This is a genomic window from Curtobacterium oceanosedimentum (assembly GCF_040545555.1).
Taxonomy (GTDB): domain Bacteria; phylum Actinomycetota; class Actinomycetes; order Actinomycetales; family Microbacteriaceae; genus Curtobacterium.
Genome location: NZ_JBEPMD010000006.1, coordinates 230942 through 255276, shown reverse-complemented (window position 1 = coordinate 255276; position 24335 = coordinate 230942). Strand labels below are relative to the sequence as shown.

The following is a 24335-nucleotide window of genomic DNA, read 5'->3' as shown; positions in this document are numbered from 1 at the left end:
ACCGCCGCGCGCCGCGGGTACCCCCCCCGCCGGGGGGGGACCGGGCTTACCTGTACTTGCCCCGCGCCTTTCCGGGAACGGGCCCCCCCGGCGGGGGGGGGGGCGGGGGCCCCGCGGCCCCCGCGCCTCCCGTTGCGTCGTGTGGTCGCCTCAGCGACGCAGCGTCGCCCTGGCGAGCCGGTTCCCGATGAACTGCCCGAGCTGGACGATCACCACGATCGCCGCCACCGACACGTAGACGATCCACCAGTCGTACCGCTGCGAGCCGTACACGATCGCGTACTCGCCCAGGCCGCCGCCACCGATCAGGGCCCCCTGCGCCGTCATGTCGACGATGCCCACGAAGATGAACGTGTAGCCGAGGATGAGCGGTCCGACGCCCTCGGGTATGAGCACCGTCAGCAGGATCGACACCGGGTGCGCGCCGGATGCCCGTGCAGCCTCGACCACCCCGGGGTCGACCGCGAGCAGGTTCTGCTCGACGATCCGGGACACCGCGAAGGACGCCGCGAGGGAGATCGCGAACGTCACCGCGGGGACGCCGATGGTGGTCTGCACGGCGACGCGGGACAGCGGAGCGATCGCGGCCAGGAAGATCACGAACGGGATCGGGCGCACGATGTTCACGAGCACGTTGACGATCGTGTAGACCGCCCGGTTGCCGAGCAGGTTGCCCGGACGGGTCGCGTACAGGACCAGTCCGAGCGCCAGGCCGATCACACCGGCGAACACCAGGGAGACCAGCGTCATCACGAGGGTGTCGCGGATCGCCGCGAAGAAGATGTCCGACGTGTCGATCACGCTCTGGAAGCCGTTGCCGTTCACGCTGCTGCCTCCTCGTCGACGGTGATCCGTCCGTCGCGCAGGGCACCGAGCGCGCGGTCGACGGCCGCGGGGTCGTCCGCGGTGAGCTCGTAGGTGAGCGAGCCGATGCGGCGTTCGCGGATCTCGCCGACCCCGCCGAACACGAGCTCGGCAGCGACCCCCGCGGAGCGGAACGCGGCGTCGATCCGGTTCTGCAGTCCGACCTCGTCGGTGATCTGCACCGTGACCAGCCGGCCGCGGTGGTGCTGGCGCAGCCGGGCGAGCTGCTCGCCGGACGGGCGGTCGTGCAGGGCGGTGCGCACGAAGCGCTGCGCCGCCTGCGTCTGCGGCGAGGCGAACACGTCGTAGACGTCACCGACCTCGACCACGCGACCGCTCTCCATGACGGCGACGCGATCGGCGATCTGCCGGACGGCGTCCATCTCGTGCGTGATGACGACGATGGTGACGCCGAGCTCGCGGTTCACGCGGCGGAGGAGCGCGAGGACCTCGGAGGTGGTGTCCGGGTCGAGGGCGCTCGTGGCCTCGTCGGCGAGCAGCAGCTCGGGGTTCGAGGCGAGCGCACGGGCGATGCCGACGCGCTGCTTCTGCCCGCCGGACAGCTGCTCGGGGAAGGCGTGGGCGCGCTCGAGCAGCCCGACGAAGTCGAGGAGCTCGGCCACGCGGCGGTCGCGCTCGGCCTTCGCGACGCCCGCGACCTTGAGCGGGTACGCGACGTTCCCGGCGATGGTGCGGGAGCGGAACAGGTTGAACTGCTGGAAGATCATCCCGATGTTCCGACGCGCCAGGCGCCGTTCCTTCTCCGGGATCGCGGTGAGTTCCCGGCCGCCGACGGTGACGCTGCCCGACGAGGGCAGCTCGAGGGCGTTGACGAGGCGGACCAGGGTGGACTTGCCGGCACCGGAGTACCCGATGACGCCGAGGACCTCTCCCTGGTGCACGTCCAGGGAGACGTCCTCGACGGCCACCACGGTCTCGCCGGTGTCGGCGCGGCGGTAGTGCTTCGAGACGCCGCGGAGTTCGACGAGGGCGGGCACTACTGCTTGGCCGCCTTCGCGTCCTGCTCGACCTTCGCGAGCTCGTCCTGGAGCTTCGTGGCGCTCTCGTCGCGGGAGACGGCCTCGGGCAGGTCCTTCTTGAAGGCCTGCTGCACGGCGTCGTCCTGGAACAGCTTCGCCAGGTCGAGGTACGTCGTGTTGTCCTTGTCGGCGTCGCGGACCGCGAAGACGTTCACGTAGGGAGCGGCACTCGCACTGGCCGGGTCGTCCTGGAAGACGATGTCGCTGGTGGGGAGCTTCGCGGCGGTGGCGAAGTTGTTGTTCACGACGGCGGCGGCGACGGAGCCCTGCTGCAGCGCGTTCGCGGTCTGCGAGGCGTCGAGCGGCTGGACGTCGACCTTGGACGACTCGATGTCGGTCGTGGTCGAGAAGGCGGACCCGCCGTCCTTGAGTTCGAGCAGCTTCGCCGACTGCAGGATGAGGAGCGCACGCGCCTGGTTGATCGAGTCGTTCGGGATCGCGACCTTCGCACCCTCGGGCAGCTCGCTCGGCTTCGAGTACTCCGTGGCGTACAGCGGCAGCGGGTACACGGCGGTGGAGCCGATCGGCTGCAGGTCGTCGTTCGAGGTGACGTTGTAGTCCGCCAGGTACTGGATGTGCTGGAACTGGTTGATGTCCAGCTGGCCGTCCTTGAGCGCGGGGTTCGGCAGCGAGTAGTCGGAGAAGTTGGTGAGCTTGACCGTGACACCGAGCTCGTCCTTCGCGAGCTTCGTGTAGGTGCTCCAGTACCCGAGCGACTTGTCGGCGACACCGATCGTCACGGTCTTGCCGGCGCCGTCACCGGAGGTAGCGCCGTCGGACCCGCCGGAGCGGACGGCCGCCACGACGACGGCGACGACGATCGCGACCACGACGACCACGGCGGCGATGATCCAGCCGACGGGACGCCTGCCCTTCGGCTTCTCGGGCAGGACGGGTGCTGCGGACATGGGTGCTCCTCGTGGGGGACGTGCCCGGACGGGTGGCGCGGGGCCGGGCGTGGCGGGCCCGGACGTCGGCGTGCACGGGCGGTGCGGTGGGGTGCCGCGGGATGCGCGGCCAGGTTCCGAGTGTGGCTGCCCGCGGCGCGACACGCACGATGCGTTCCGCCGTGTTACATCTCCGCCGTCGTCCACAGGCGCCGCGGGGCGAGCGCAGGACCCTGCGCGAGTTGGTTGACTCGGAGCGTGCGCAGCATCGAACTCGTCCTCGACCCCGACTCCGACGCCGCCGTGCGCGCCGCGTGGGACGCCCTGACGGCAGCCGACCTGCCGAGCCTCGGCCGGTCGGGGACGAACAACCCGCACGTCACGCTCGCCGCGGGCGACGCGCTGCCGGTCCCGCAGGGCTTCGACGCACCCGTGCCGACGACGCTCCGGCTCGGCGGTCTCCTGCTGTTCCCCGCGGGTGCCGGGCGGTCCGTGCTCGTCCGGGCCGTCGTCGTCGACCCGGTGCTGTCGGCCTTCCACACCGCGGTCCACCGGGTCGCAGCGGACGCCGTGGAGACCTCGCTGCCCGGTGCGTGGTCGCCCCACGTCTCCTTCGCCCGTCGGGTGCGCGACGAGGACCTGCCCACCGCCGTGGCGACGCTCCGGGCGACCCCGCTGCCCGAGACCCTGACGGTCGGCGGTGTCCGCCACTGGGACGGCGTGACGAAGACGGTGACGCCCGTCGGGTGATCGGTGGTCGCGTGGTCCGCGGAGCGGGTGGACCCGCCGGGAGGCGCGGCTCAGGTCCGCAGGACCCGCTCGCCGAACGCGGACGCGAACCGCCGCTCCGGGTCGGCCGCCGCCACCAGCCGCCGGAAGTCGGCCAGGCGCGGCCAGAGCGCCTCGACCGCGTCGGCGTCGAGCGAGCTCGTCTTGCCCCAGTGCGGTCGCCCGTCGAAGGGCGAGAGGCGTGCCTCGAGGTCCGGCAGCAACGCCGCGACGGCCTCCGGGTGCTTCCGCCAGGTGAAGGCGATGCAGAGCACGTCCTCGCCCTGGGTGGGGCTGAGCCAGAACGGGTCGGCGGCCATCGTCCGGAGCTCGCAGACGTGCAGGTGCGGCTGGATGCGGTCGGCGAGCCCGTGGAGGGCGTCGAGTGCGGCGGCCGCGTGCCGCAGCGGGACGAAGTGCTCGCTCTGCACCTCGGACCCGACGCTCGGCACCGCGTCGATCGGGAAGTGCGGGAGCCGGTCCCACCACGGTCCCACCGTGCCGTCGCGGGCCGTGACGTGGCCGTCCGCCGGACGTCCCGGCAGTCTGGGCGCGCCGAGCAGTGCCTCCGGGACGTCGACGTCGTCGGCCCCGACCGGCACGCGGGTCTTCAGCAGCACCTCGCTGATCGCGTCCCCGAACACGGTGTACGAGCACACCGAGTAGGCGGCGGCGTGCACGTCGGCCACGTGCGCGACGAACCGGTCCCAGGGGATCGGTCCGTAGGTGTCCTGCCGCATCCGGTAGGACGGTTCGACGTCGACCTCGACGCGTGTGACGATGCCGAGCAGCCCGAGGTGCAGCACGGCGCCGTCGAAGTCGTCGTCACCGCGTCGGACCGTCCGCACCGTCCCGTCCGCGCCGAGGAGCTCGAAGGACCGGACGGCGGTGCTGAGCGACCCGAGCGTCGTGCCGGAGCCGTGCGTGCCCGTGGCGATCGCGCCGCCCAGCGAGATGTGCGGCAACGAGCCGGTGTTGTGCAGGGCGACCCCGGCGGCGTCGAGCTCCGGCGCGACCACTCCGTACCGGGTGCCCGCACCCATCGAGGCCGTGCCGGCCGCGGTGTCCACGACCAGGTCGGTGGGGAGCCCGGTCAGGTCGAGCAGGACTCCGTGGGCGTCGGCGACGTCGTTGAACGAGTGTCGGGTGCCGAGCCCGTGCACCCGGGGTGACCGCGTGACGAGGTCGGCGGCTTCCTCGAGGGAGCGCGGCCGTTCCACCCGTTCGGCCGAGTAGGTGACCGTGCCGGACCAGTTGACCTCGCGCGCCGTCGACCGCATGCCGTCCACGATGCCACGCCGTCGTCGACGTGGCATCGCGGACCGCGGCCCGGTCCGGTGGTGTTCCGGGTCAGTGCATCGCAGGAGCGCCGGCGGGGGCGCCCTCGGGCGTGGCCGAGCGGCGGACGAACGCCGACGTCAGGATGCCGACGACCGAGATGACACCGCCGACCAGGAACGCGGTCCGCACGCCCGAGGCGGTCGCTGCGGCCACCCCGGCGGCGTCGGCGTCGGCGCCCGCCGTCGCGGCACCGATGGTCAGGAGTGTGACGAAGAGCGCCGTGCCCGCGGCACCCGCCAGCTGCTGCGCCGTGCCGAGCACCGCGCTGCCGTGCGAGTACAGCTTCGGCGGCAGGCCACCGAGCGCGGCGGTGAACAGCGGCGTGAAGGTCAGCGCGAGGCCGATGCTCAGCACGACGTGGGCACCGAGGACGAACCACACGCTCGTGTCGACGCCGACCGTGGAGAGCGCCCAGAGCACGGCACTGATGATGATCGACCCGGGGACGAGCAGCACACGCGGTCCGCGGCGGTCGTAGATGCGACCGACCACGGGGGAGAGCAGCCCCATCAGCAGACCACCCGGCAGCAGCAGGAGCCCGACGGTCAGGACCTCGAGCCCGAGCACGCGCTCGAGGTAGATCGGCAGCAGGATCAGCGTGCCGAACATCGCCATGAAGCTGATGCCCATCGCCACGATCGGGACGGTGAAGCCCTTCGTGCGGAAGGTGCGGAGGTCGAGCAGTGCGCTGTCGGTGCGCTGCAGGCGGGTCTGCCGGACGACGAAGAACGCCAGCGCCGCGAAGCCCACGACCAGGGCGAGGACGGGGACGAGCGGACCGGTCGAGCCGGCCTCGCCGAAGCTGGACAGTCCGAAGACGATCCCGCCGAACGCCACGGCGGACACCACGACCGACAGGACGTCGAGCGGCGCACGTCGGGGCGTGGTCACGTTGCGGACCTTGAGGACGCCGAGCACGAGCGCCGCGATCGCGATCGGCAGCACGAACCCGAACAGCCAACGCCACGAGAACGCGTTGAGGATCAGACCGGAGATCGTCGGGCCGACCGCGGGCGCGACCGAGATCACGATCGAGATGTTGCCCATGATCCGGCCGCGGTGGGCCGGCTCGACCAGGTTCAGGACGGTCGTCATGAGCAGCGGCATCATGATCGCGGTGCCGCTCGCCTGGACGATGCGGCCGACGAGCAGCACGGGGAAGCCGGGGGCGGCCAGGGCGACGAGCGTGCCGACCGAGAAGAGCGCCATCGCCGTGATGAACACCTGCCGGGTGCTGAAGCGCTGCAGCAGGAACCCGGTGATCGGGATCACGACGGCCATGGTCAGCAGGAAGCCGGTGGTGAGCCACTGCCCGGTCGCCGCGGAGATGTCGAGGTCCTCCATGAGCCGCGGCAGCGCCACGCCCATGATCGTCTCGTTGAGGATGACGACGAACGCCGAGACGAGCAGCAGCCCGATCACGAGCCTGGTCTCGCCGGCGGAGGGCTGCGAGACGCTCCCGGTGCGCGGGGCGGAATCGACGGCCTGGGTCATGCGGGGCTCCTGGGAGTGACGGGGGAGTGACGACGGAGTGACGGTGCGCACGGGGGTGACGGCGTGCACGACGGCACGGACTGCGCAGACGAGGCAACAGCCTGAACGGATCCGAGTATTCCGCTTCCGTGTGTCGTCCTCGTGAACACCCCGACCCCGCGCGTGGTCAGCGCAGGATCGCGAACCCGTCGCCGTCGCCGTGCGGCACGACGTCGCGCCGGGCGACCTCGGTCACGGTGGCCGTCGGCGGGCCGGTGTGCAGGAACGCCAGGAGCGCCTCGACCGACTCGGACGGCCCCTCGGCCTCGACCTCGACCGTCCCGTCGAACAGGTTCCTGGCGTAGCCGTCGAGCTCCAGCCCGTCTGCCTTGCGTGCGGTCCAGTACCGGAAGCCGACCCCCTGCACCGAGCCGGACACCACGGCGTGCACCCTCGTCACCGTCGTCATGCCGTCACTGTAGGCAGGCGTGGTCCCGGACACGTTACGGATCTGTTCCGGTCTCGTGAACGGTGATAGTGTCATCGCAACCCGAACACTAAGAGTCATGATGACACGAACAGGTCCCTCCAGCATCCGCGTCGCGGTCTCCACCGTGATCGTCGCCCTGCGCCCGCACCCGGACACCGGCACCCCGGCGTTGTGGATGCCGCTGGTGCGCCGCGTGACCGACCCCTTCGAGGGCTCGTGGGCGCTGCCGGGCGGTTGGGTCGGCCCGGACGAGGGGCTCGAGGACTCCGCCGCCGCTCGGCTGCGGGAGACGACGAACGTGCAGCCGCGCTACCTCGAGCAGCTCTACGCGTTCGGCGACGTCGACCGCTCGCCGAGCCGGGTCGTGTCGATCGTCTACTGGGCGCTCGTGCACCCGGACGAGGCCGAGTCCGTCCCCGACGACTGGAACGTCCGGTGGTTCCTGGCCGACGAGCACCCCGCGCTCGCGTTCGACCACGACCGCATCGTCGAGTACGCGCTGTGGCGCCTGCGCAACAAGATGTCGTACTCGCGCATCGCGCAGGCGTTCCTCGGCGACCGGTTCACCCTCGCCGAGCTCCGTGGCGTCTACGAGGCGGTGCTCGGCCGCACGCTCGACCCGGCGAACTTCCGCCGACAGGTCGCGCAGTCCGACGCCGTCATCGCGACGGACGAGACCACGAGCGGTGACCGGCACCGCCCGGCTCGGCTGTACCGCTCGAATCCCGACCTGGCCTACGCGGACAACGGCCCGCTGCAGCCCGCCCACCCCTGGCCGCACCACCCGCAGAACCGATAGGAACCACCGTGTCCATCGCCACCACGATCGAGCTCATCTCCAACGGCAAGGCCGACGGCAGCACCTGCACGCCCGACCTCGCGATGCCGACATGGGACTTCGACGCCCGCCCCGGCTACGGTCCGGGTTCGTCGATGTCCGACGTCATCCCGACATCGGCGCCGCGACAGGGACAGCTCCCGGACGAGTACAAGACCGCGAGTGACGACGAGCTGCACGCGCGCATCGTGCGGGCGAAGGCGACCCTGGGGGACCGCGTCGTCGTGCTCGGGCACTTCTACCAGCGCGACGAGGTCGTCCGGCACGCGGACTTCCTCGGCGACTCGTTCCAGCTCGCGAACGCCGCCCTGACCAAGCCCGACGCCGAGGCCATCGTGTTCTGCGGGGTGCACTTCATGGCGGAGACGGCGGACGTCCTCGCCCGCGACGACCAGCGCGTCATCCTGCCGAACCTCGCCGCCGGCTGCTCGATGGCGGACATGGCCGACATCGACAGCGTCGAGGCGGCCTGGGCCGAGCTCACCGCGGTCTACGGCACCGAGCCCGACGCCGACGGCCGCGTGCCGGTGATCCCCGTCACGTACATGAACTCCGCCGCCGACCTCAAGGCGTTCTGCGGCCGGAACGGCGGCATCGTCTGCACGTCGTCGAACGCGTCGACCGTGCTCGAGTGGGCGTTCGAGCGGGGGCAGCGCGTGCTGTTCTTCCCCGACCAGCACCTCGGCCGGAACACCGCGAAGGCCATGGGGATCAGCACTGACCGTATGCCGATGTGGAACCCCCGGAACGCGCTCGGCGGCAACGACGAGCAGACCCTGCTCGACGCGCAGGTGGTCCTCTGGCACGGTTTCTGCTCGGTGCACCGCCGGTTCACCGTCGAGCAGATCGAGCAGGCCCGGCGTGAGGACCCGAACGTGCAGGTCATCGTGCACCCCGAGTGCCCGATGGCGGTGGTCGACGCCGCGGACGCCGCCGGCAGCACCGACCTCATCCGCCGCACCGTCGCGGCCGCCACCGAACCGACGTCGTTCGCGATCGGCACCGAGATCAACATGGTGAACCGGCTCGCGGCCGAGTACCCGCAGCACCGGATCACCTGCCTCGACCCCGTCGTCTGCCCGTGCTCGACGATGTACCGGATCCACCCGGGCTACCTCGCCTGGGTGCTCGAGGCACTCGTCCGCGGCGAGGTCCTCAACGAGATCACGGTCCCCGCCGACGTCCAGGCCGACGCCAGGGTCGCGCTCGAGCGCATGCTCGCCGCGAAGCCCCGGGGCTGACGGACCGGCGGCCGAGGACACCGGAGAACGGGGACCGCACCGTGCACGTCGTCATCGTCGGGTCCGGCATCGCCGGGCTCACCACCGCGATCCGCGCCAGCGCCCGCCACGACGTCACCCTGGTGACGAAGGGCGCGCTCGCCGACGGTGCCACCGCCGCCGCGCAGGGCGGCGTCGCCGTCGCGCTCGGTGCCGACGACACCGTCGCGCTCCACGAGCACGACACGCACACCGCCGCCGTCGGGAGCGCCGACGCGCGTGCCGTCGCGCTGCTCTGTGCCGACGGGCCGGCCCGGGTACGCGACCTGCTCGCGCTCGGTGTGCCGTTCGACCGGACGACGGATCCCGACTCCCTCGACCGCCACGGCGACGACCTGGCCCGCGGGCGCGAGGCCGCCCACGGCCGCTGGCGGGTCGTGCACGCCGACGGCGACGCCACCGGTGCCGCGATCGAACGCAGCCTGGTCGCCGCCCTGCTCCGCCGGCACGTGACGGTGCTGGAGCGGACGTGCCTCACCGACCTGATCGTCCGGGACGGCGCGGTCGTCGGCGTCGACGTGCTCGACCTGCTCGGCGAGCCCCGACGCATCGATGCGGACACGGTCGTGCTCGCCTCCGGGGGCGCCGGCCACCTGTACCGCGAGACGACGAACCCGTTGGTCGCGACGGGGGACGGGGTCGCCGCCGCCTGGCGCGCCGGTGCCGTCCTCGCCGACCTGGAGTTCGTCCAGTTCCACCCGACCCGCCTGGCCGTCCCCGACGGCGGACTCCTGTCCGAGGCGGTCCGCGGCGAGGGAGCCGTCCTCCGTGACGCGGCCGGCCGACGGTTCATGACCGCCGTCCACCCGGACGCCGAACTCGCGCCGCGCGACGTCGTCGCCCGCGGCATCGCGGCTGCCGTCCGCGACCAGGGCGGCACCCCCGTGCTCCTGGACGCCACGGGGCTCGGAGCGGACCGGCTCGTCACGCGTTTCCCCGGCCTCACCCGCGCCACCCGTGCGGCCGGCTTCGACTGGACCCGCGAGGGCGTCCCCGTCGCCCCGGCCGCGCACTACGCGATGGGCGGGATCGCGACCGACAGCGAGGGCCGCACCAGCCTCCCCGGACTCCTCGCCGTCGGCGAGGCCGCCTGCACCGGCGTCCACGGGGCCAACCGGCTCGCGTCCAACTCGCTGCTCGAGGGACTCGTGTTCGGCGTGCGCACGGCCGACGCCGTCGGCGCGCCGCGACCCGCCCGGTTGCGCCTGCGCGGCGACGCGGGCCTGCCGGTGCACACCGTGCCCGACGACCGGGTGGGCGTGGTGGCGGACCCGCACCGTGCCTCCCGGCCGGACGGGACTGCACCGGACGGGCCGCAACCGTCGGGATCGGACCCGACGGCATCGGAGCCGTCGGGACCGGACCCGACCCGGCACCGGACGGACCACGGGCGACTGCCTGGAGGCCCGCCCCGCCCCGACCGTGCCACCCACCTCCGGCAGGCGGTGCAGACCGAGATGACGGAGCGGGTCGGGCTGCTCCGTGACGCGGACGGACTGGCGGCCGCGCGTCGCGCGCTCGCCGCGCTCCGGCCGCCGGTGGCGCGCTCCGTGCGGGACCACGAGGACCGCGCCCTGCTCGACCTCGCGCGGATCACGGCGCTCGCCGCCGAGGCCCGCACCGAGTCCCGCGGCGCGCACGCCCGGACCGACCACCCGGACACCGACCCCGCCGCGCCGGTGTCGGTCGGGTGGTCCCGGGCCGTCGACGCCGGACACCCACCGGTCGTCCACGCCGCACCGACCGTCCACGCCGCCGTGTCCGACCGTTCCGCCCACGCCCAGCAGGGAGTCCCCGCATGACCGCCACCGTCCCCGCCACCGACACCGACGACGTGTCCGGCGTCCGTCCCGCCGGACCGTCCGACCCCGGGGCCGTCCCGCCGCACGCCCTGCGCCGGGTGATCGAGACCGCGCTCGAGGAGGACGCTCCGTGGGGAGACGTCACCAGCGAGACGCTCATCCCCGTCGAGGCCCGCGCGACCGCGACCCTGACCGCCCGTGAGCCCGGCGTGCTGTCCGGCGGCGAGGTCTTCGCCGCCGTGATGCACGCCGTCGACCCCGCCGTGCGGACCGAGCTGCACCTGTCCGACGGCCGGACGTTCGCGGCCGGGCAGGTCCTGGCGACGGTGGAGGGGCCCGCCCGCTCGGTCCTGCGCGCCGAACGGGTCGGGCTCAACCTGGTGCAGCGCATGTCCGGCATCGCGACCGTCACCGCGCGGTACGTCGCGGCGGTCGCGGGGACCGCTACGCGGGTCACCGACACCCGCAAGACGACGCCGGGCCTCCGCGCCCTCGAGCGCTACGCCGTGCGCTGTGGTGGTGGGCACAACCACCGGAACTCGCTGTCCGACGCCGTCCTCGCCAAGGACAACCACCTGGCCGTGCTGCTCGCCGGCGGCACCTCGATCGGCGACGCCGTCCGCGATGCCCGCGGTCGGCTCGGGCACACCGTCCACCTCGAGGTCGAGGTGGACCGGCTCGACCAGGTCGAACCCGTCGTGTCCGCCGGGGTCGACACGATCATGCTCGACAACTTCACGCCGGAGCAGCTCGTCGAGGGGGTGCGCCTGGTCGCCGGCCGGGCGCTCGTCGAGGCCTCCGGCGGGGTGTCGCTCGAGACCGTGGGCGCGATCGCGCGGACCGGGGTCGACGTCGTCTCGGTCGGGGCGCTCACCCACTCGGCCCGGGCGCTCGACCTCGGGCTCGACGTCGACGTCACCGCTGCGCTCGCCGGTGACGGCGCCCGGGTGACCGGCGGCTGACACGGTGTTCTACCTCGACCGCGCCGCGACCACGCCGGTCCGCCGCGAGGTGCTCGAGGCGATGTGGCCGTACCTGACGGGCGTCTTCGGCAACCCGTCCTCCACGCACGGGGTGGGTGACGCGGCCGCACGGGGGCTCGCCGACGCCCGCGCGACCATCGCCCGGTTCCTCGGGTGCCGTCCCGGTGAAGTCGTCCTGACCACCGGCGGCACCGAGGGTGCGAACACCGCCGTGAAGGGGATCGCGCTCGCCTCGCCCCGCGGGCGGCACGTCGTCACGAGTGCGATCGAGCACGAGGCGGTGCTCGAGAGCTGCCGGTACCTGGAGCGGCACCACGGCTTCACGGTGACGCTCGTGCCGGTCGAGCACGACGGTACGGTCACCCCCGAGGCGCTCGCGCGGGCCGTCCGTCCGGACACCACGCTCGTCTCGGTGGCGCACGCCGACAACGAGATCGGCACCGTGCAGGACCTGCCGGCGCTCGCGGCGGTCGCGCACGGCGTCGGCGCCCGGTTCCACACCGACGCCGTGCAGAGCGCGCCGTGGCTGCCCCTCGGCCTCGACCTGCTCGGCGTCGACGCGATCTCGTTCTCCGGGCACAAGCTCGGCGCACCGAAGGGCACCGGTGCCCTGGCCGTCAGGGGCGGGGTACGGCTCGAGCCGCTGCTGCACGGCGGGGGACAGGAGCGGGGGCGGCGGTCCGGCACCGAGGACGTCGCGGGCGCCGTCGCCCTCGCCACCGCGGTGTCGCTCGTCGAGGCCTCCCGGGAGGTCGCCGCTGCCCGCGCGACCACGACCAGGGACGCCGTCGTCGAGGGGGTGCTGGCATCGGTGCCCGGTGCCGTGCTGACCGGAGCCGCATCGACGGGGACCCGGTCGCGTCGGCTGCCGGGACACGCGTCGTTCTGCTTCCCGGGGGTGCCCGGCGGTCCGGCGGCGGTCAACGGCGAGACCGTGCTGCTCGAGCTCGAGGCGCGCGACGTCGTGTCCTCGTCGGGCAGTGCCTGTGCCGCGGGGAGCACCGAGGCCTCCCACGTCCTCACCGCGCTCGGACTCCCGGAGGACACCGCACGCACGGCGCTCCGGCTCACGTTCGACGCCGGGCTGACCGACGCGGACGTCCCCGCGGTGGTGGAGGCGGTCGCCGCGTCGGTCGCCGCCGTCCGCGATCTCGGGAGGGCGTACTAGACGTTCTACTCCATAGTTGGGGTGGTGTCCCCCCTTCTGCGGACAGTGATCGTCCGACACGATGGGGTCATGGCGAATGCGATCACGACCCGGCACCGACAGGAGGCCCCCTTCCGTGCGGTGCAGCTCCTGCCGGCTCCGGCGACCGTGGTGGCCCTCGCCCTCGCCGCGCAGCACGACCTCGGCACCGCCCCGCTCGGCGCCATCGCGACCGTGGGGGCACTCGCCACCGTCGTGAGTGCCCTGCTCCCGACGGTCGGCACCGCGGCACTCCGTCGAGCCATGCCCGCACCCAGCGAGACGGACCGGTACCGGGGGGACACCGAACGACCCTGATCCCGAACAGCACCGAGGAACCACCCGAGGCCAGCACCGCGGCCCCGTCCCCCCGCCGGGGCCCGCGGTGCTCCTGACCGGACGCAGGTCCCCTGACCGCGTCCGGCGCCGGACACGACATCCCCTGTCGTCGTGTCCGAGCGGCCACCGCGCCCGTCGTGGACGTGGCGCCGGACCCTGACCGGCGCCAGCCCCCCTGTCAGTCCACGGCGGGCCGCGGTGGCGTCGCGCTCCTCGGGTCAGTGCGTCGGCGCGGGCGGCTCCGGGACACCCGGCCAGACGTAGTCCAGGTCGGCGGGCACGTCGGGGAACAGCGGTCGGTAGTGCTCCGGTGCCTTCTGCACGAGCTTCGACCGGTGCGACTCGTGCACCGCCGGGTCGGTGTTCCACGCGGGGACGGCGAACTCGCCGCGCTCGTACGCCACCAGGTCCTCGGGCACCAGGCCGAGGTCGGCGAGCGTCTTCTCCAGGCAGGTGTCCGCGTGCCCTCGCTCGAGCCACACCCGGCACGTCGCGTCCTGGTACGCCATGAGCGCCGGACGGTACCCCCGCCACATCGCGACGACGGGGTGGTGCTGCCAGCCGTAGTCCGGCAGGGTCAGTGCCCGCATCACCTGCAGGGTCTCGACGCGCTGCTTGCCGAGCCGCTTGTCGTCGAGCACCTCGGCCGAGGCACGGAAGTCGGCGTACGGCAGGAACGTCTGCATCACCCGGACGGTACCCGCGGGCGCTGGACCGCGACACAAGTCGTCACACCCGGGCAGGCCCTCCGACGACGTGTGAGCATCGACCGCATGGACGGAGCACTCGTCGTCGGCGTCAGCGGCAGCCCATCGGACCCCTCGCGCACCTCGACCCTGGTCGCGGCGACGGTGGCGCGCCTGGCGGAGGACCTGCCCGACGCCCGGACCGCACAGGTCGAGATCGGGCCCCTGCTCGCGGACCTCGGCGCCGCACCCTCGCGTGAGGCGATGTCGGCCGGGACGCGCCGGGCACTCGAGACCGTCGAGGCCGCGGACGTGCTCGTCGTCGGCAGCCCGGCGTTCCGCGCGGCGTACTCCGGTGCCTTCAAGCTCTTCTTCGACTGGGTCGGGCAGTACGACCTGGTCGACACCCCCGTGCTCCTCACCGCCACGGGCGGCAGCGACCGGCACGCGCTCCTCGTCGAGCACCAGATGCGGCCGCTGTTCGGCTTCTTCCAGTCGACGACCCTGCCCCTCGGCGTGTTCGGCAACGAACGGGACTTCACCAAGCGCGAGGGCGGCTACGACATCGCGAGCGTGGACCTCGAGCTGCGCATCGACCAGGCCGTCCGGCGAGCGCTGCCGATCGTCCGCGGCGGGTTCGCCGCCGTCGGTGCCGACGACGTCCGGCGTCCCGCCGACTTCTAGCCGCCGCACGCCCGCCGCCCCCCGGTCGTACGACGTGCCGCCGAACGGGCACGACACGCCGCACGTCGTCCACCGAGTGGGCGACGTACGTCACCATCGGCCGCGGCCGTGACGTATGTCGCCCGCTCGGAGTGCCACCGAACGACCGGAAGGAACCGGACGGGACGGGGACGGGGCGGACGGGAGGCGCGGGGCGGGCGGGTGCCGCGCCTCCGGGCCGTCAGTCGGTCGGGTCGGCCACCAGGGACGCGACGTGGGCGACCGCCAGGCGGTAGCCGTCGGCGCCCGCGCCGGCGATGACCGCGGTCGCCGCGGTCGCGACGTGGTCGACGTGCCGGAACGGCTCGCGCTTCCACGTGTTCGACAGGTGCACCTCGACGACGGGGACGCTCAGCGCCTCGACCGCGTCGTGGAGTGCGACCGAGGTGTGCGCGTAGGCGGCGGGGTTGATGACCACCCCGACGAAGTCGTCGAGCGCCTCGTGCAGCCACTCGACGAGCTCGCCCTCGCGGTTGGTCTGCCGGAAGTCCGCCTCGAGCTCGTGGACCGCCGCCTCGGTGTGCACGATGGCCTCGAGCTCGGCGAGCGTCACCGTGCCGTACTGGGCCGGGTCGCGCCGTCCGAGGATGTCGAGGTTGGGCCCGTTCAGGACGAGGATCCGCCGCGGGCGTGTCGTGGTGTCGGTGGCCGGCTCGCTCATGGGGAGAGCCTACCGAGCGACGGGGCGGCGGCAACGGCAACGGATGCGTCGGCTATGTGAACGGTCACATCGCGGTGTAACGTTCCCGGTCGGGTCGGCGCAGTTGCCGACTGCAACACACTGATGTGGAGATCGCATGGTTCTCGCTGCGGCGACCAACGGGATCCGGCTCGAACTGGGCTGGGTCGACTACTTGATGATCATCGTGTACTTCGCGGTGGTCATCGGCATCGGGTTCACCGCCCGCAAGCAGGTGCGGACGAGCATGGACTTCTTCCTGTCCGGCCGCTCGATGCCGGCCTGGATCACCGGCCTGGCGTTCGTGTCCGCGAACCTCGGTGCGACCGAGATCCTCGGCATGGCGGCGAACGGCGCGCAGATCGGCATGGCGACGCTGCACTACTACCTCATCGGTGCCGTGCCCGCGATGGTGTTCCTCGGCCTCGTGATGATGCCCTTCTACTACGGGTCCAAGGTCCGGTCGGTGCCGGAGTTCATGCTCCGCCGCTTCGGCAAGGCGCCGCACCTGGTGAACTCGATCGCGTTCGCGGTGTCGAACGTGCTCATCGCCGGCATCAACCTCTACGCGATGGCGATCGTCATCGAGGCCATGCTCGGCTGGCCGGAGTGGCTCGCCATCCTGGTGTCCGCCGCGTTCGTGCTCGCGTACATCACCCTCGGTGGCCTCAGCAGCGCGATCTACAACGAGGTCATGCAGTTCTTCGTGATCATCGCCGGCCTCGTGCCGCTGACGATCGTCGGCCTGCACCGCGTCGGCGGCTGGGGTGGCCTGACCGAGGCGATCAAGCAGACCCAGGGCGTGCAGCACCTGCAGGCCTGGACGGGCACCGGCATCGGCGACGTGACGAACCCGATCGGGGCGAACTGGCTCGCCATCGTGCTCGGCCTCGGTTTCGTGCTCTCCTTCGGCTACTGGACGACGAACTTCACCGAGGTGCAGCGTGCGTTCTCGGCGAAGAACATGTCGGCCGCCCGCCGGACCCCGCTCATCGCGGCGATCCCGAAGCTCTTCATCCCGTTCATCGTCGTCGTGCCGGGTCTCATCGCCGCGGCCGTCGTGGGCAACCAGTTCGCGTCGGGGGAGCTGACCTACAACGACGCGATCCCGAAGCTCATCCAGATGTACCTGCCGACCGGTGTGCTCGGCATCGCGGTGACGGGTCTGCTCGCCTCGTTCATGGCGGGCATGGCGGCGAACGTGTCCTCGTTCAACACCGTCTTCACGTACGACATCTGGCAGCGCTACATCAAGCCGAACATGCCCGACCTGCACTACCTGAAGACCGGCCGCTGGGTCACGGTCGTCGGCGTGGTCGTCGGCATCGGCACGGCGTTCCTCGCCGCGCAGGCCGGCAACATCATGACCTACATGCAGACGCTGTTCTCGTTCTTCAACGCCCCGCTGTTCGGCGTCTTCATCCTCGGACTGCTCTGGAAGCGGATGACCACCCAGGGCGCGCTCTGGGGATACGTGCTCGGCATCGTCACGCCGACGATCACCTGGATCGCGTACCTGGTGAACCCGTCGCTCTTCTCGACCGCGACCGCCGAGACGATGTACGGCGCGATCATCTCGTTCGTCACGGTGCTCGTCGTGGGCGTGCTCGTCTCGCTCGCCACGAAGCCGAAGGACGTGTCGGAGCTCGGCGGCCTCGTGTACGGCGTCGGCAAGATCGACATGACCGCCGGGGCCGTCGCGACGGACACCGCCTGGTACCGCTCGCCCGCGCTGCTCGGCACCGTCGCGCTCGTGCTCTGCGTCGCCCTCTACCTGCCGTTCCTCTAGGCCCGGACCCGAAGGAGTACTCCCATGCGTGAGGACACCACGAAGCTCACCGAGGAGCAGGCGGCCCTCGTCCGCTCCACCCGCCGACTCGACCTGCGCCGCATCCTCGGCGGCCTGTTCGTGCTCTACGGCGTGATCACCACCATCGTCGGGATCGTCCACTGGGACACCGACCCCGAGAAGACCGGCGGCATCCACATCAACCTGTGGGTCGGGCTGTCGCTGCTCGTCGGCGGGCTGCTCTTCTTCCTGTGGGACCGGCTGAACCCGGTGCCGGCGGAGGACATCGTCGGCCAGGCCGAGGCCGAGGCCGACCAGCGCGCTGCGGGCGAGGGGCGCGAGCGGGTCTGAGCTCGCCCCTGCGGGAGCGGGCACACTTGGTGAAAACGGGCGTACCTGGTCGGTCGATCCGACCTGGTACGCCCGTTCTCGCTTCCCACTTCGAGCGTTCTGGGGGACACCGGGCGACCCGGAGGCCCATGGGGCTTGACGGTGCCGTTCGACATCCCTAACATTGACATGTCGGTCGGGTGCTGCTCGGCCGGAAGTGAGCCCCGGAGTTTCCTGCAGCCAGCGCGGGACCGGGGTTTTGCGCTGTCCTGGGCTAGTGAACGACCACGAGGACGTCGTCGGAGCGGGTCGGCAGCAACCCGCGAGCATGCGCACCGCAGGCGATGTCCGCGAGTGCGAGGAGTGGCTCGTCGACGCCACGAACGTGTTCGTAGCGGACGCTCCTGCCGACGCCCCGGTCACGAAGGGACTCGAGCATCGAGACGTCGCCCGCATCGCGAGCACGACCGCGAGATTCGATCACGACAGACGGCACGTCGCGCTGCTCCAGCTCCCAGATCAACCGTTCGATGCAACGCCGCCTGCGCCGCTCTGCGCGTGCGGGCGCACCTCCGTACCGGACGACGACCACGGAGATCGCATGGGCCAGGAGTCCGATCCAGGTCAGGCGCTGACTCAGCAACGCTTCGTACCAGTGCAGCTTCCGCATCCGCTCGGGTGTCGTCATGCGTACTGCCGCGCGCAGTTCATCCGTTCGATCGTCCGCGACCAGTACCGCGGCCATGACGTACACGGTGTGGGCGAGCCCACCGCCCGGCTCTGACTCGTCGACGTACGCGGTGTGCATCCGGGCAACGTACTGCATATCACTCCGGGGGTGGGTGCGGTGACTTGCGCCGCGGGCGAGGTCGAGAGACGCTCTGTGCGAGCGAAGGGAACCACCGTGGAACAGATGGTGTTCATCAACCTGCCGGTCGCCGACCTCGACCGGGCAGTCGGCTTCTACGAGGCGCTCGGGTACACGGTGAACCCGGAGTTCACCGACGAGACCGCCGCATGCATCGTCGTCAGCAGCACCGTGTACGTGATGCTCCTCACCCACGCGAAGTTCGGTGAGTTCACGGACAAGACGATCGCCGACCCGAGCACGATCGAGGTCATCAACTCGCTGAGCGCAGCCTCGAAGGACGAGGTGCACCGCATCGTCGACGCCGCCGTCATGAGCGGCGGGAACGAGGACCGCCCCGAGACGGACCTCGGCTTCATGTACCAGCGCAGCTTCACCGACCCGGACGGCCACCGGTGGGAGTACGTCTGGATGGACCAGGCCGCGATGACGGGCGACGACGCCGACCGGTGACCCCTCGCCGTCGGTGCGTTCCGCCAGGATGGACGGGTGAGCGACGACTCGACGGCGACCCCCGACGACCCGACGGCGACCCCCGACGGCCTGGTGACGGGCGAGGACGGCCTCGCACGTCCGGTCTGGGCCGCGACCGACCCGATGCTCCGCGAGTACTACGACACCGAGTGGGGCATGCCGGTCCGCGACGAACGCGGGGTGTTCGAGCGGCTGTCGCTCGAGGCCTTCCAGTCCGGACTGTCCTGGCGCACGATCCTGGCCAAGCGCCCCGCGTTCCGAGCGGCCTTCGCGGACTTCGACCCGGACGTGGTCGCGACCTTCGGCGACGACGACGTCGAGCGTCTGATGGGGGACGCCGGCATCGTCCGGAACCGGGCGAAGATCCGCGCGACGATGACGAACGCGAACGCGACGATCGCCCTGCGCGCTGACGGCGGCCTCGCCGACCTGGTGTGGTCCTTCCGGCCGGACGCGACACCGACGCCGCGGACGATCGCCGAGGTCCCGACGACGAGCGAGGCGTCCGTGGCCCTGTCGAAGGCCCTGCGGAAGCGCGGGTTCGCGTTCGTTGGGCCCACGACGATGCACGCCCTGATGGAGGCACTCGGCATCGTCGACACGCACCTCCTCGGCAGTCACCGTCGCGGCACGTCCGGCGTCTGGGCCTGACGGAGACCGAGCCCGACGACGCGGCCGTGCCGGACGGTGTCTCGGGCCCGGGACGACCCTGCTCAGTCGAGCGGGAGCTGCATCTGCGTCGCCGTGACGCGGTAGCCGAGGGAGGCGTACAGGTCCTGCGCGCCGGTGTTGTAGCCGAAGACGTTCAGGCCGATGGTCGTGGCGCCGTGCTCGCGGGCGACACGCTGTCCGGCCTCGAGCGCCCGACGGGCGTGGCCGCGGCGGCGGTGCTGTTCCTCGACCTCGACGTCGAAGACCCACCACTCGGTGCTGCCCGGCGAGAACGGTCCGATCCAGAGGTAGCCCACGACGGTGTCCTCTGCGTCGACCAGGTCCCAGAGGAAGTGGTCGGCCAGGGGCGCCCCGTCCGGGAACCACTGGTCGAGCGACCGCTGCTTGTTCGCCTCGGCCTGCTCGCGGGTCTCGCCGGCCCGCATCCGCGACTCGACGTACTCTGCCATCGTGCGGTCCAGCCAGGCCGGGAGGCGCGTGGCCGGCATCGGGACGAGCCGCGTGTCCGTCACCGGTTGCCCTTGGACCCGCGCTTCGGCTTGCCGTTGCCGAGCCGCTGGGTGCCCGGTCGCCCCGACCCGCGCGGCTTGCGGGCGTTCTTGCCGCCCGCCTTGCCACCAGATCCCAGTTTCGCGGTGGCCTTGCCACCGCCGGAGCGGGCGCCGCTGCCGGAGCCGCGACCGGCTCCGGAGCCGTCCCGTGCGCCGCGCGAGCCGCCGTCGTCGACGTCCGTCGCGCCTCCCGAACGGTCCGCGGCGTTCCGCGAACTGTTGGCGGTGCGGCCACGGACCACGCCGATGAACTCCTCGGTCGTGTCGGACACGTCGGCATCGCGCCACACGAGTGCGATCCGGGTGCCCGCGGCGCCGTCGAGCGGCTTCGCCACCAGGTCCTTCCGGCTGGCCGCGCGGAAGAGTGACTGCGGGAGCACGACGACGCCGACGTTCGCCTCGACGAGGTCGAGGGCGGCGGACACGTCCTCCGGCACCGGGCCGGCGTCGACGACGTGCACGTCGGTCAGGTCGGCCTCGGTCACGACGTCGGAGGAGGCGAGGGGTGCGTCCTTCGGCATCGCGACGACGGCTGTCTCGGTCCACAGCGGGATGGCGTTGAGGTGTGCGCCGACGGGCATCCGTGCGAAGGCCATGTCCGCCTCGCCGGTGAGTGCCTCGTCGACCTCGGTCGGGCCGATCGGCAGCAGGCCGAGCTCGGCGTCCGGGAAGCGTTCCCGCCAGACCCGGACCCACTTCGCGGGGGAGACCCCCGGGACGAAGGCGATGGTGAGGGTCGCGGTCATGCAACCGAGTGTAGGGGCCGTACCCTGGTACGCATGGCGCAGGAACAGACGATGAAGCCCGAGACGGCTGCGAAGAAGCTCGGCATCCTGCTGGCGGCAGCCCCGGAGTCGTTCCGCGCGGAACCGGTCACCCGGACCGCCTTCGACGAGCTCCGCACGCAGCCGCCGGCGTGGCTCGAGGAACTCCGTCGCGACGGGCCGCACCCTCGTCCGGTCGTCGCGCAGAAGCTCGGCGTGTCGATCTCCGGTCTCGTGCGTGCCGGGGTCGAGGAGCCGCTGACCACCGCCGAGGTCAAGGCTCTGCTGCAGGAGATGCCCGAGTGGCTGGTGCGCGAGCGTGCGACGCAGGCCGAGGTGCACGCCGAGAACGCCCGCGTGAAGCAGGAGCGCGCCGACAAGGCCGCTGCCCGCGCCCAGGACTGACCGACCGGACCCACCCCGGACGCAGCTCGCCATGACCGCCGTGCACGAGACCGTCGCCGACGCGATGCTCGTCATGCCGCAGTTCGCGTCGGTGTGCTGCATCGTGGGGGACCGCTACCGGCCCCGTCCCGGCGTGATCGTCCCCGCCGCCGTGATGCTCGTGGCGATGGTGCTCCCCGTCGTGCAGGCCGGGCCGTCGTGGACGCTGCTCGCCGCCACCGCGCTGCTGCTGCTGGCGCCGCTGCCGGTGCTGCGGCGCCGGCGACCCGACGGACGCCGGGCGGAGCCGATGGACGTGCACCGGGCGCTGTCCTCGGTCGTCATGGCCGGCATGCTGCTGATGGGGCACGCCACCGGTCTCGCCGACGGGCACGCCGGCCACGGGATCGCGCTGTCCGCGGTGCTCGGCGCCGGGGTGATCGGCTACTGCGGGTTCAGCGGCTGGCTGCTCCGGTACGAGTGGGCGCGTGAGGACCGTCGTGCCGTCCGCAGCGGTGAGGTCTTCGCGATGACGGTGGCCGTGGTCGGGATGACCCTGGCGATGTAGCGCAGGCGCGGAGTGCCGCGACCCGGCGCCGGGGCCCTCCGGCGGTAACGTTCGGGGCGTGTCCGACCGAACCGTCCGTCGCCCCGATCCCGCGCCGCGCCTCGACGAGGTCGACGAGCGCATCCTCTGGACCCTCGCGGCCGATGCCCGGATCCCCAACAACCGGTTGGCCGCTGCGGTCGGGGTCGCGCCCTCCACCTGCCTCACGCGCGTGCGGGCACTCGAGGACGCCGGGATCATCCGCGGGTACCGGGCGGACGTCGACGTCGCCGGGCTCGGGTTCGCGATCGAGGCGATGGTGTCCGTCCGGGTGCACGCCGCGGCCCGGCACGAGCTCCGCGACTTCGCGAAGCGCCTGCTCCGGGTGCCCGTCGTGCAGGACGTCTCGTTCCTCGCCGGCGACAAGGACTTCCTGGTGCACATCGCGTGCACCTCGACCGAGCAGCTGCGGGACTTCGTCGCCGACGAGCTGAGCGGGGACCCGGCGGTGGCGACGACGCAGACGAACATCGTCTTCGAACGGCTCGTCGCGGACCGGGCGCACCAGGGACGGTCGTTCGACGAACTGCGGCGCTGGCGCGCCTGACCCGACCGACGACGCCCGCGCCCGGCCCGGATCGACCACGTCCCGCCCGTGTGGGACCCGGACCGCAGGACGACTAGCGGGTGCGCGTCATCGGGACGTGCGGGATGGCGTCCTCGAGGAAGTCGTCACCGGACCGCACGAACCCGAAGCGGCCGTACCACTGCTCGAGGTGCGCCTGGGCGTTGATCGCGATCGACGACGAGCGGGACTCCGCGATCGCCGCTTCCATGAGCTGCGCCCCGAGCCCCTGCGACCGGGCGTGCCGGGCGGTGGCGACGCGACCGATGCGCTCGGTGCCGTCGTCCTCGCGGAGCAGTCGGAGCGTGGCGTCGACCGAGCCCTGACCGGCCCAGAACTGCACCGTGCCCGGCTCGAGGTCGCGGCCGTCGATGTCCGGGTAGGCGCACTCCTGCTCGACGACGAAGACGTCCTGCCGGAGCCGGAGGATCTCGTGCAGCGTCACGATGTCGAGGTTGCGCGTCGGGGCGGAGAAGATCGAGACCACGTGCGGCCTTTCCTGAGAATTCCTTCCGAGACCGGTTCCGGTCCGGGATCGATCGGCGTACAGTGCCGGTCAACCACTCTACGTGCGCAGCCGAGATCAGGAGGTGAGCGCATGGACCAGCCGTTGCGCGACCCCTGGCGCGCGCTGCTCCGGACCGTCGTCGTCGGCGTCGGTGTCGCCGCTGCGCTCGTGCTGCTCTCGCTGCTCCTCGGTGCTCGTCCGGCCGCAGCGGCCGAGGGTGCTCCCCAGCAACGCGGGCTGGTCGGCGGGCTGGTCCAGGACGTCGGTGGGACGGTGCAGGGCGCCGCGGACGGTGTCGGCGCGGCCGTCGACCGTGCGGTCGCCCCCGTCCGCACGGCCGTCGCTCCGCCCGCTCCGGCTCCGGCTCCTGCGCCCGCTCCCGCGCGTCCGGTCCCGGCCGCGCCTCCGGTGCAGCACGCCGCGCCGGCCGCCCCCGCGGCACCGGCCGCCCAGCAGGCTCCGGCCCCGCAGCCGGCCCCGGCTCCTCAGCATGTTCCGGCCGCCCCGCAGACGACGCCGGTCTCGGTGCCCCTGCCGACCGGCACCGCCGCGGTCCCGGCCACGCCGACGACCGCCGGCGAGGCGAGCGTGGCGAGCAGTGCCTCCCGGCCGCTCACCGACACCCTCACCGGTGTCCTCCAGCCCGTCACCGAGACGGTGCAGTCGGTCACCGACGCCCGCCCCGTGGCGGGCGTCGTCGACGCCGTCGACGGCGTGATCGGTGCGCTCCCGGTGACCCGCGACCTGCTCGGCGGCGACACCGTCGGCAGCGTCACCGCACCGGTCACCGGCATCGTCGACGACGTGGTCGGCGGTGTCGGGTCGAGCGTCGGCGCGCTGCCCGGGACGGTCGAGCAGGTCCTCCCGCCGGTCGAGGACGCACTCCCGCCCCTCCTGCCGCTCCCCGTGACGCCGGCCCTGCCGCCCCTCCTGCCGGGAGGCGCGCTGCCCGTCCCGGACGTCGCGCCGGCCCCGGTGGGTGGCTCGGTCGGACTCCCCGGGGACACCCGGCCGAGCGCACCCGCTGCCGCCTCGTCCACCGCCGCCACGGCTGCTCCGGACGCCGCGAGCGCTGCGCTGGTCGCGACCGCCGCTGCTCCGGCACCGGCCGACGAGGTACGCGACCGCGGCATCGTCGCCGACCGCTCCACCGCCGCGACCGTCGTCGGTGCCGCCGCCCCGGTCGCGGCGACGGTCGGCGGCGCAGCACTCCGCGTCCCGGCGGACGGTGACGGCCACGACGGCCTCCCGTCCGGCCCGGGTGTCTCGGGCACCACCGGCGGTGCCTCCTCCGGGTCCGCGGGCGCTGCGCCCGTCGCACTCGACGGCACGTCCGGCGTCCGGTTCTCCCTCGCCGCGGGGTCGTGCGGCAACCTCGCCGACGACGTGGTCCCCGCGTCCGTCGTCGGCGACCACGACGTCGCTCCTGACTGAGATCGGTGCG

The 24335-nt window shown here is 72.5% G+C and carries 28 protein-coding genes; 16 read left to right on the top strand and 12 right to left on the bottom strand.

All coding sequences use genetic code 11. The annotated features are described in order from the left end of the window. Positions 1–150 precede the first annotated feature (150 nt). Genes ABIC52_RS08985 through ABIC52_RS08975 form a run of 3 tightly spaced genes read right to left on the bottom strand, consistent with a single transcriptional unit; the run spans position 151 to position 2812 of the window. The gene (locus ABIC52_RS08985) at positions 151–825 is read right to left on the bottom strand and encodes a methionine ABC transporter permease (protein ID WP_126891941.1); all 675 of its coding nucleotides are present in this window, start codon (positions 823–825) and stop codon (positions 151–153) included. After that, positions 822–1862, bottom strand: a complete 1041-nt coding sequence (locus ABIC52_RS08980) for a methionine ABC transporter ATP-binding protein (protein ID WP_354027118.1) — start codon at positions 1860–1862, stop codon at positions 822–824. Before ABIC52_RS08980 ends, ABIC52_RS08985 begins: the two co-directional genes overlap by 4 nt. After that, positions 1862–2812, bottom strand: a complete 951-nt coding sequence (locus tag ABIC52_RS08975) for a MetQ/NlpA family ABC transporter substrate-binding protein (RefSeq protein WP_126891943.1) — start codon at positions 2810–2812, stop codon at positions 1862–1864. Before ABIC52_RS08975 ends, ABIC52_RS08980 begins: the two co-directional genes overlap by 1 nt. Before the next feature lie 237 nt (positions 2813–3049). Here ABIC52_RS08975 and ABIC52_RS08970 point away from each other — a divergent pair, with 237 nt between their 5' ends. Continuing rightward, on the top strand, positions 3050–3541 hold the full coding sequence (locus ABIC52_RS08970; protein ID WP_354027117.1) for a 2'-5' RNA ligase family protein: 492 nt from the start codon (positions 3050–3052) through the stop codon (positions 3539–3541). 50 nt (positions 3542–3591) lie between these two features. Here ABIC52_RS08970 and ABIC52_RS08965 read toward each other — a convergent pair whose 3' ends face one another. The 3 genes from ABIC52_RS08965 to ABIC52_RS08955 all read right to left on the bottom strand — a co-directional run bounded on the left by ABIC52_RS08965 (position 3592) and on the right by ABIC52_RS08955 (position 6842). Beyond that, positions 3592–4839, bottom strand: coding sequence for a D-arabinono-1,4-lactone oxidase (locus ABIC52_RS08965; protein WP_354027116.1), 1248 nt, complete (start codon positions 4837–4839; stop codon positions 3592–3594). Positions 4840–4909: 70 nt separating this feature from the next. Next, positions 4910–6394 carry an MDR family MFS transporter gene (locus tag ABIC52_RS08960; protein WP_209678636.1) on the bottom strand — a complete coding sequence of 495 codons (1485 nt, stop codon included), beginning with the start codon at positions 6392–6394 and terminating at the stop codon, positions 4910–4912. Positions 6395–6560: 166 nt separating this feature from the next. Further along, entirely contained in the window at positions 6561–6842 is a 282-nt protein-coding gene (locus ABIC52_RS08955; protein WP_174234739.1) for an acylphosphatase, read from the bottom strand. Positions 6843–6939: 97 nt separating this feature from the next. Here ABIC52_RS08955 and ABIC52_RS08950 point away from each other — a divergent pair, with 97 nt between their 5' ends. The 6 genes from ABIC52_RS08950 (at position 6940) to ABIC52_RS08925 (ending at position 13270) form a co-directional block, all read left to right on the top strand. After that, positions 6940–7662, top strand: coding sequence for an NUDIX hydrolase (locus tag ABIC52_RS08950; RefSeq protein WP_153257444.1), 723 nt, complete (start codon positions 6940–6942; stop codon positions 7660–7662). A gap of 8 nt (positions 7663–7670) precedes the next feature. Continuing rightward, positions 7671–8942, top strand: a complete 1272-nt coding sequence (gene nadA, locus ABIC52_RS08945) for a quinolinate synthase NadA (RefSeq protein WP_126891947.1) — start codon at positions 7671–7673, stop codon at positions 8940–8942. A 41-nt stretch (positions 8943–8983) separates the two neighbouring features. Then, entirely contained in the window at positions 8984–10783 is a 1800-nt protein-coding gene (locus ABIC52_RS08940) for an L-aspartate oxidase (protein ID WP_354027115.1), read from the top strand. Beyond that, positions 10780–11745: a carboxylating nicotinate-nucleotide diphosphorylase gene (gene nadC, locus ABIC52_RS08935; protein WP_354027114.1), complete on the top strand. Its 966-nt coding sequence runs from the start codon at positions 10780–10782 to the stop codon at positions 11743–11745. Before ABIC52_RS08940 ends, nadC begins: the two co-directional genes overlap by 4 nt. A gap of 4 nt (positions 11746–11749) precedes the next feature. Further along, positions 11750–12934, top strand: coding sequence for a cysteine desulfurase family protein (locus ABIC52_RS08930; protein ID WP_354027113.1), 1185 nt, complete (start codon positions 11750–11752; stop codon positions 12932–12934). A 69-nt stretch (positions 12935–13003) separates the two neighbouring features. Then, on the top strand, positions 13004–13270 hold the full coding sequence (locus ABIC52_RS08925; protein WP_126892220.1) for a hypothetical protein: 267 nt from the start codon (positions 13004–13006) through the stop codon (positions 13268–13270). A 239-nt stretch (positions 13271–13509) separates the two neighbouring features. Here the strand turns inward: ABIC52_RS08925 and ABIC52_RS08920 are convergent, their stop codons facing one another. Then, a complete protein-coding gene (locus ABIC52_RS08920; protein WP_126892221.1) occupies positions 13510–13977 on the bottom strand; it encodes an MSMEG_6728 family protein in 468 nt (155 codons plus the stop codon). Between the two features lie 87 nt (positions 13978–14064). On the opposite strand from ABIC52_RS08920, the gene ABIC52_RS08915 reads away from it, so the two are divergent. Then, a complete protein-coding gene (locus ABIC52_RS08915; RefSeq protein WP_126892222.1) occupies positions 14065–14661 on the top strand; it encodes an NAD(P)H-dependent oxidoreductase in 597 nt (198 codons plus the stop codon). A gap of 220 nt (positions 14662–14881) precedes the next feature. On the opposite strand, the gene aroQ is transcribed toward ABIC52_RS08915, so the two are convergent. Continuing rightward, positions 14882–15361 (bottom strand): type II 3-dehydroquinate dehydratase, encoded by a 480-nt coding sequence (gene aroQ, locus ABIC52_RS08910; RefSeq protein ID WP_126892223.1) that lies wholly within the window; start codon positions 15359–15361, stop codon positions 14882–14884. Positions 15362–15497: 136 nt separating this feature from the next. On the opposite strand from aroQ, the gene ABIC52_RS08905 reads away from it, so the two are divergent. Together ABIC52_RS08905 and ABIC52_RS08900 are read left to right on the top strand one after the other, a co-directional pair. Further along, complete coding sequence (locus ABIC52_RS08905; protein ID WP_066655354.1) at positions 15498–17168, top strand: sodium:solute symporter family protein; 1671 nt, start codon at positions 15498–15500, stop codon at positions 17166–17168. A gap of 24 nt (positions 17169–17192) precedes the next feature. Further along, complete coding sequence (locus ABIC52_RS08900; protein WP_194074877.1) at positions 17193–17519, top strand: hypothetical protein; 327 nt, start codon at positions 17193–17195, stop codon at positions 17517–17519. A gap of 253 nt (positions 17520–17772) precedes the next feature. On the opposite strand, the gene ABIC52_RS08895 is transcribed toward ABIC52_RS08900, so the two are convergent. Continuing rightward, complete coding sequence (locus tag ABIC52_RS08895; RefSeq protein WP_209678621.1) at positions 17773–18306, bottom strand: DUF3800 domain-containing protein; 534 nt, start codon at positions 18304–18306, stop codon at positions 17773–17775. 105 nt (positions 18307–18411) lie between these two features. Between ABIC52_RS08895 and ABIC52_RS08890 the strand changes: the two genes are divergently transcribed. Together ABIC52_RS08890 and ABIC52_RS08885 are read left to right on the top strand one after the other, a co-directional pair. Beyond that, complete coding sequence (locus tag ABIC52_RS08890) at positions 18412–18819, top strand: VOC family protein (RefSeq protein ID WP_250368353.1); 408 nt, start codon at positions 18412–18414, stop codon at positions 18817–18819. Between the two features lie 36 nt (positions 18820–18855). Next, complete coding sequence (locus ABIC52_RS08885; protein ID WP_126892224.1) at positions 18856–19491, top strand: DNA-3-methyladenine glycosylase I; 636 nt, start codon at positions 18856–18858, stop codon at positions 19489–19491. Between the two features lie 62 nt (positions 19492–19553). Here ABIC52_RS08885 and ABIC52_RS08880 read toward each other — a convergent pair whose 3' ends face one another. Continuing rightward, on the bottom strand, positions 19554–20024 hold the full coding sequence (locus ABIC52_RS08880; protein WP_126892225.1) for a GNAT family N-acetyltransferase: 471 nt from the start codon (positions 20022–20024) through the stop codon (positions 19554–19556). Continuing rightward, positions 20021–20809 carry a LysR family transcriptional regulator substrate-binding protein gene (locus tag ABIC52_RS08875; protein WP_126892226.1) on the bottom strand — a complete coding sequence of 263 codons (789 nt, stop codon included), beginning with the start codon at positions 20807–20809 and terminating at the stop codon, positions 20021–20023. The genes ABIC52_RS08880 and ABIC52_RS08875 overlap by 4 nt, the downstream gene beginning before the upstream one ends. A 33-nt stretch (positions 20810–20842) precedes the next feature. Between ABIC52_RS08875 and ABIC52_RS08870 the strand changes: the two genes are divergently transcribed. The 3 genes from ABIC52_RS08870 to ABIC52_RS08860 are packed head-to-tail and all read left to right on the top strand — an operon-like array spanning position 20843 to position 22365. Then, positions 20843–21232 carry a DUF5997 family protein gene (locus tag ABIC52_RS08870; protein ID WP_126892227.1) on the top strand — a complete coding sequence of 130 codons (390 nt, stop codon included), beginning with the start codon at positions 20843–20845 and terminating at the stop codon, positions 21230–21232. A gap of 31 nt (positions 21233–21263) precedes the next feature. Next, positions 21264–21779 carry a hypothetical protein gene (locus tag ABIC52_RS08865; protein WP_354027112.1) on the top strand — a complete coding sequence of 172 codons (516 nt, stop codon included), beginning with the start codon at positions 21264–21266 and terminating at the stop codon, positions 21777–21779. A gap of 58 nt (positions 21780–21837) precedes the next feature. Further along, positions 21838–22365 (top strand): Lrp/AsnC family transcriptional regulator, encoded by a 528-nt coding sequence (locus ABIC52_RS08860; RefSeq protein ID WP_126892229.1) that lies wholly within the window; start codon positions 21838–21840, stop codon positions 22363–22365. Positions 22366–22438: 73 nt separating this feature from the next. Here ABIC52_RS08860 and ABIC52_RS08855 read toward each other — a convergent pair whose 3' ends face one another. Further along, a complete protein-coding gene (locus tag ABIC52_RS08855) occupies positions 22439–22870 on the bottom strand; it encodes a GNAT family N-acetyltransferase (RefSeq protein WP_126892230.1) in 432 nt (143 codons plus the stop codon). Between the two features lie 111 nt (positions 22871–22981). On the opposite strand from ABIC52_RS08855, the gene ABIC52_RS08850 reads away from it, so the two are divergent. Further along, positions 22982–24325: a hypothetical protein gene (locus tag ABIC52_RS08850; protein WP_354027111.1), complete on the top strand. Its 1344-nt coding sequence runs from the start codon at positions 22982–22984 to the stop codon at positions 24323–24325. Positions 24326–24335: the final 10 nt, after the last annotated feature.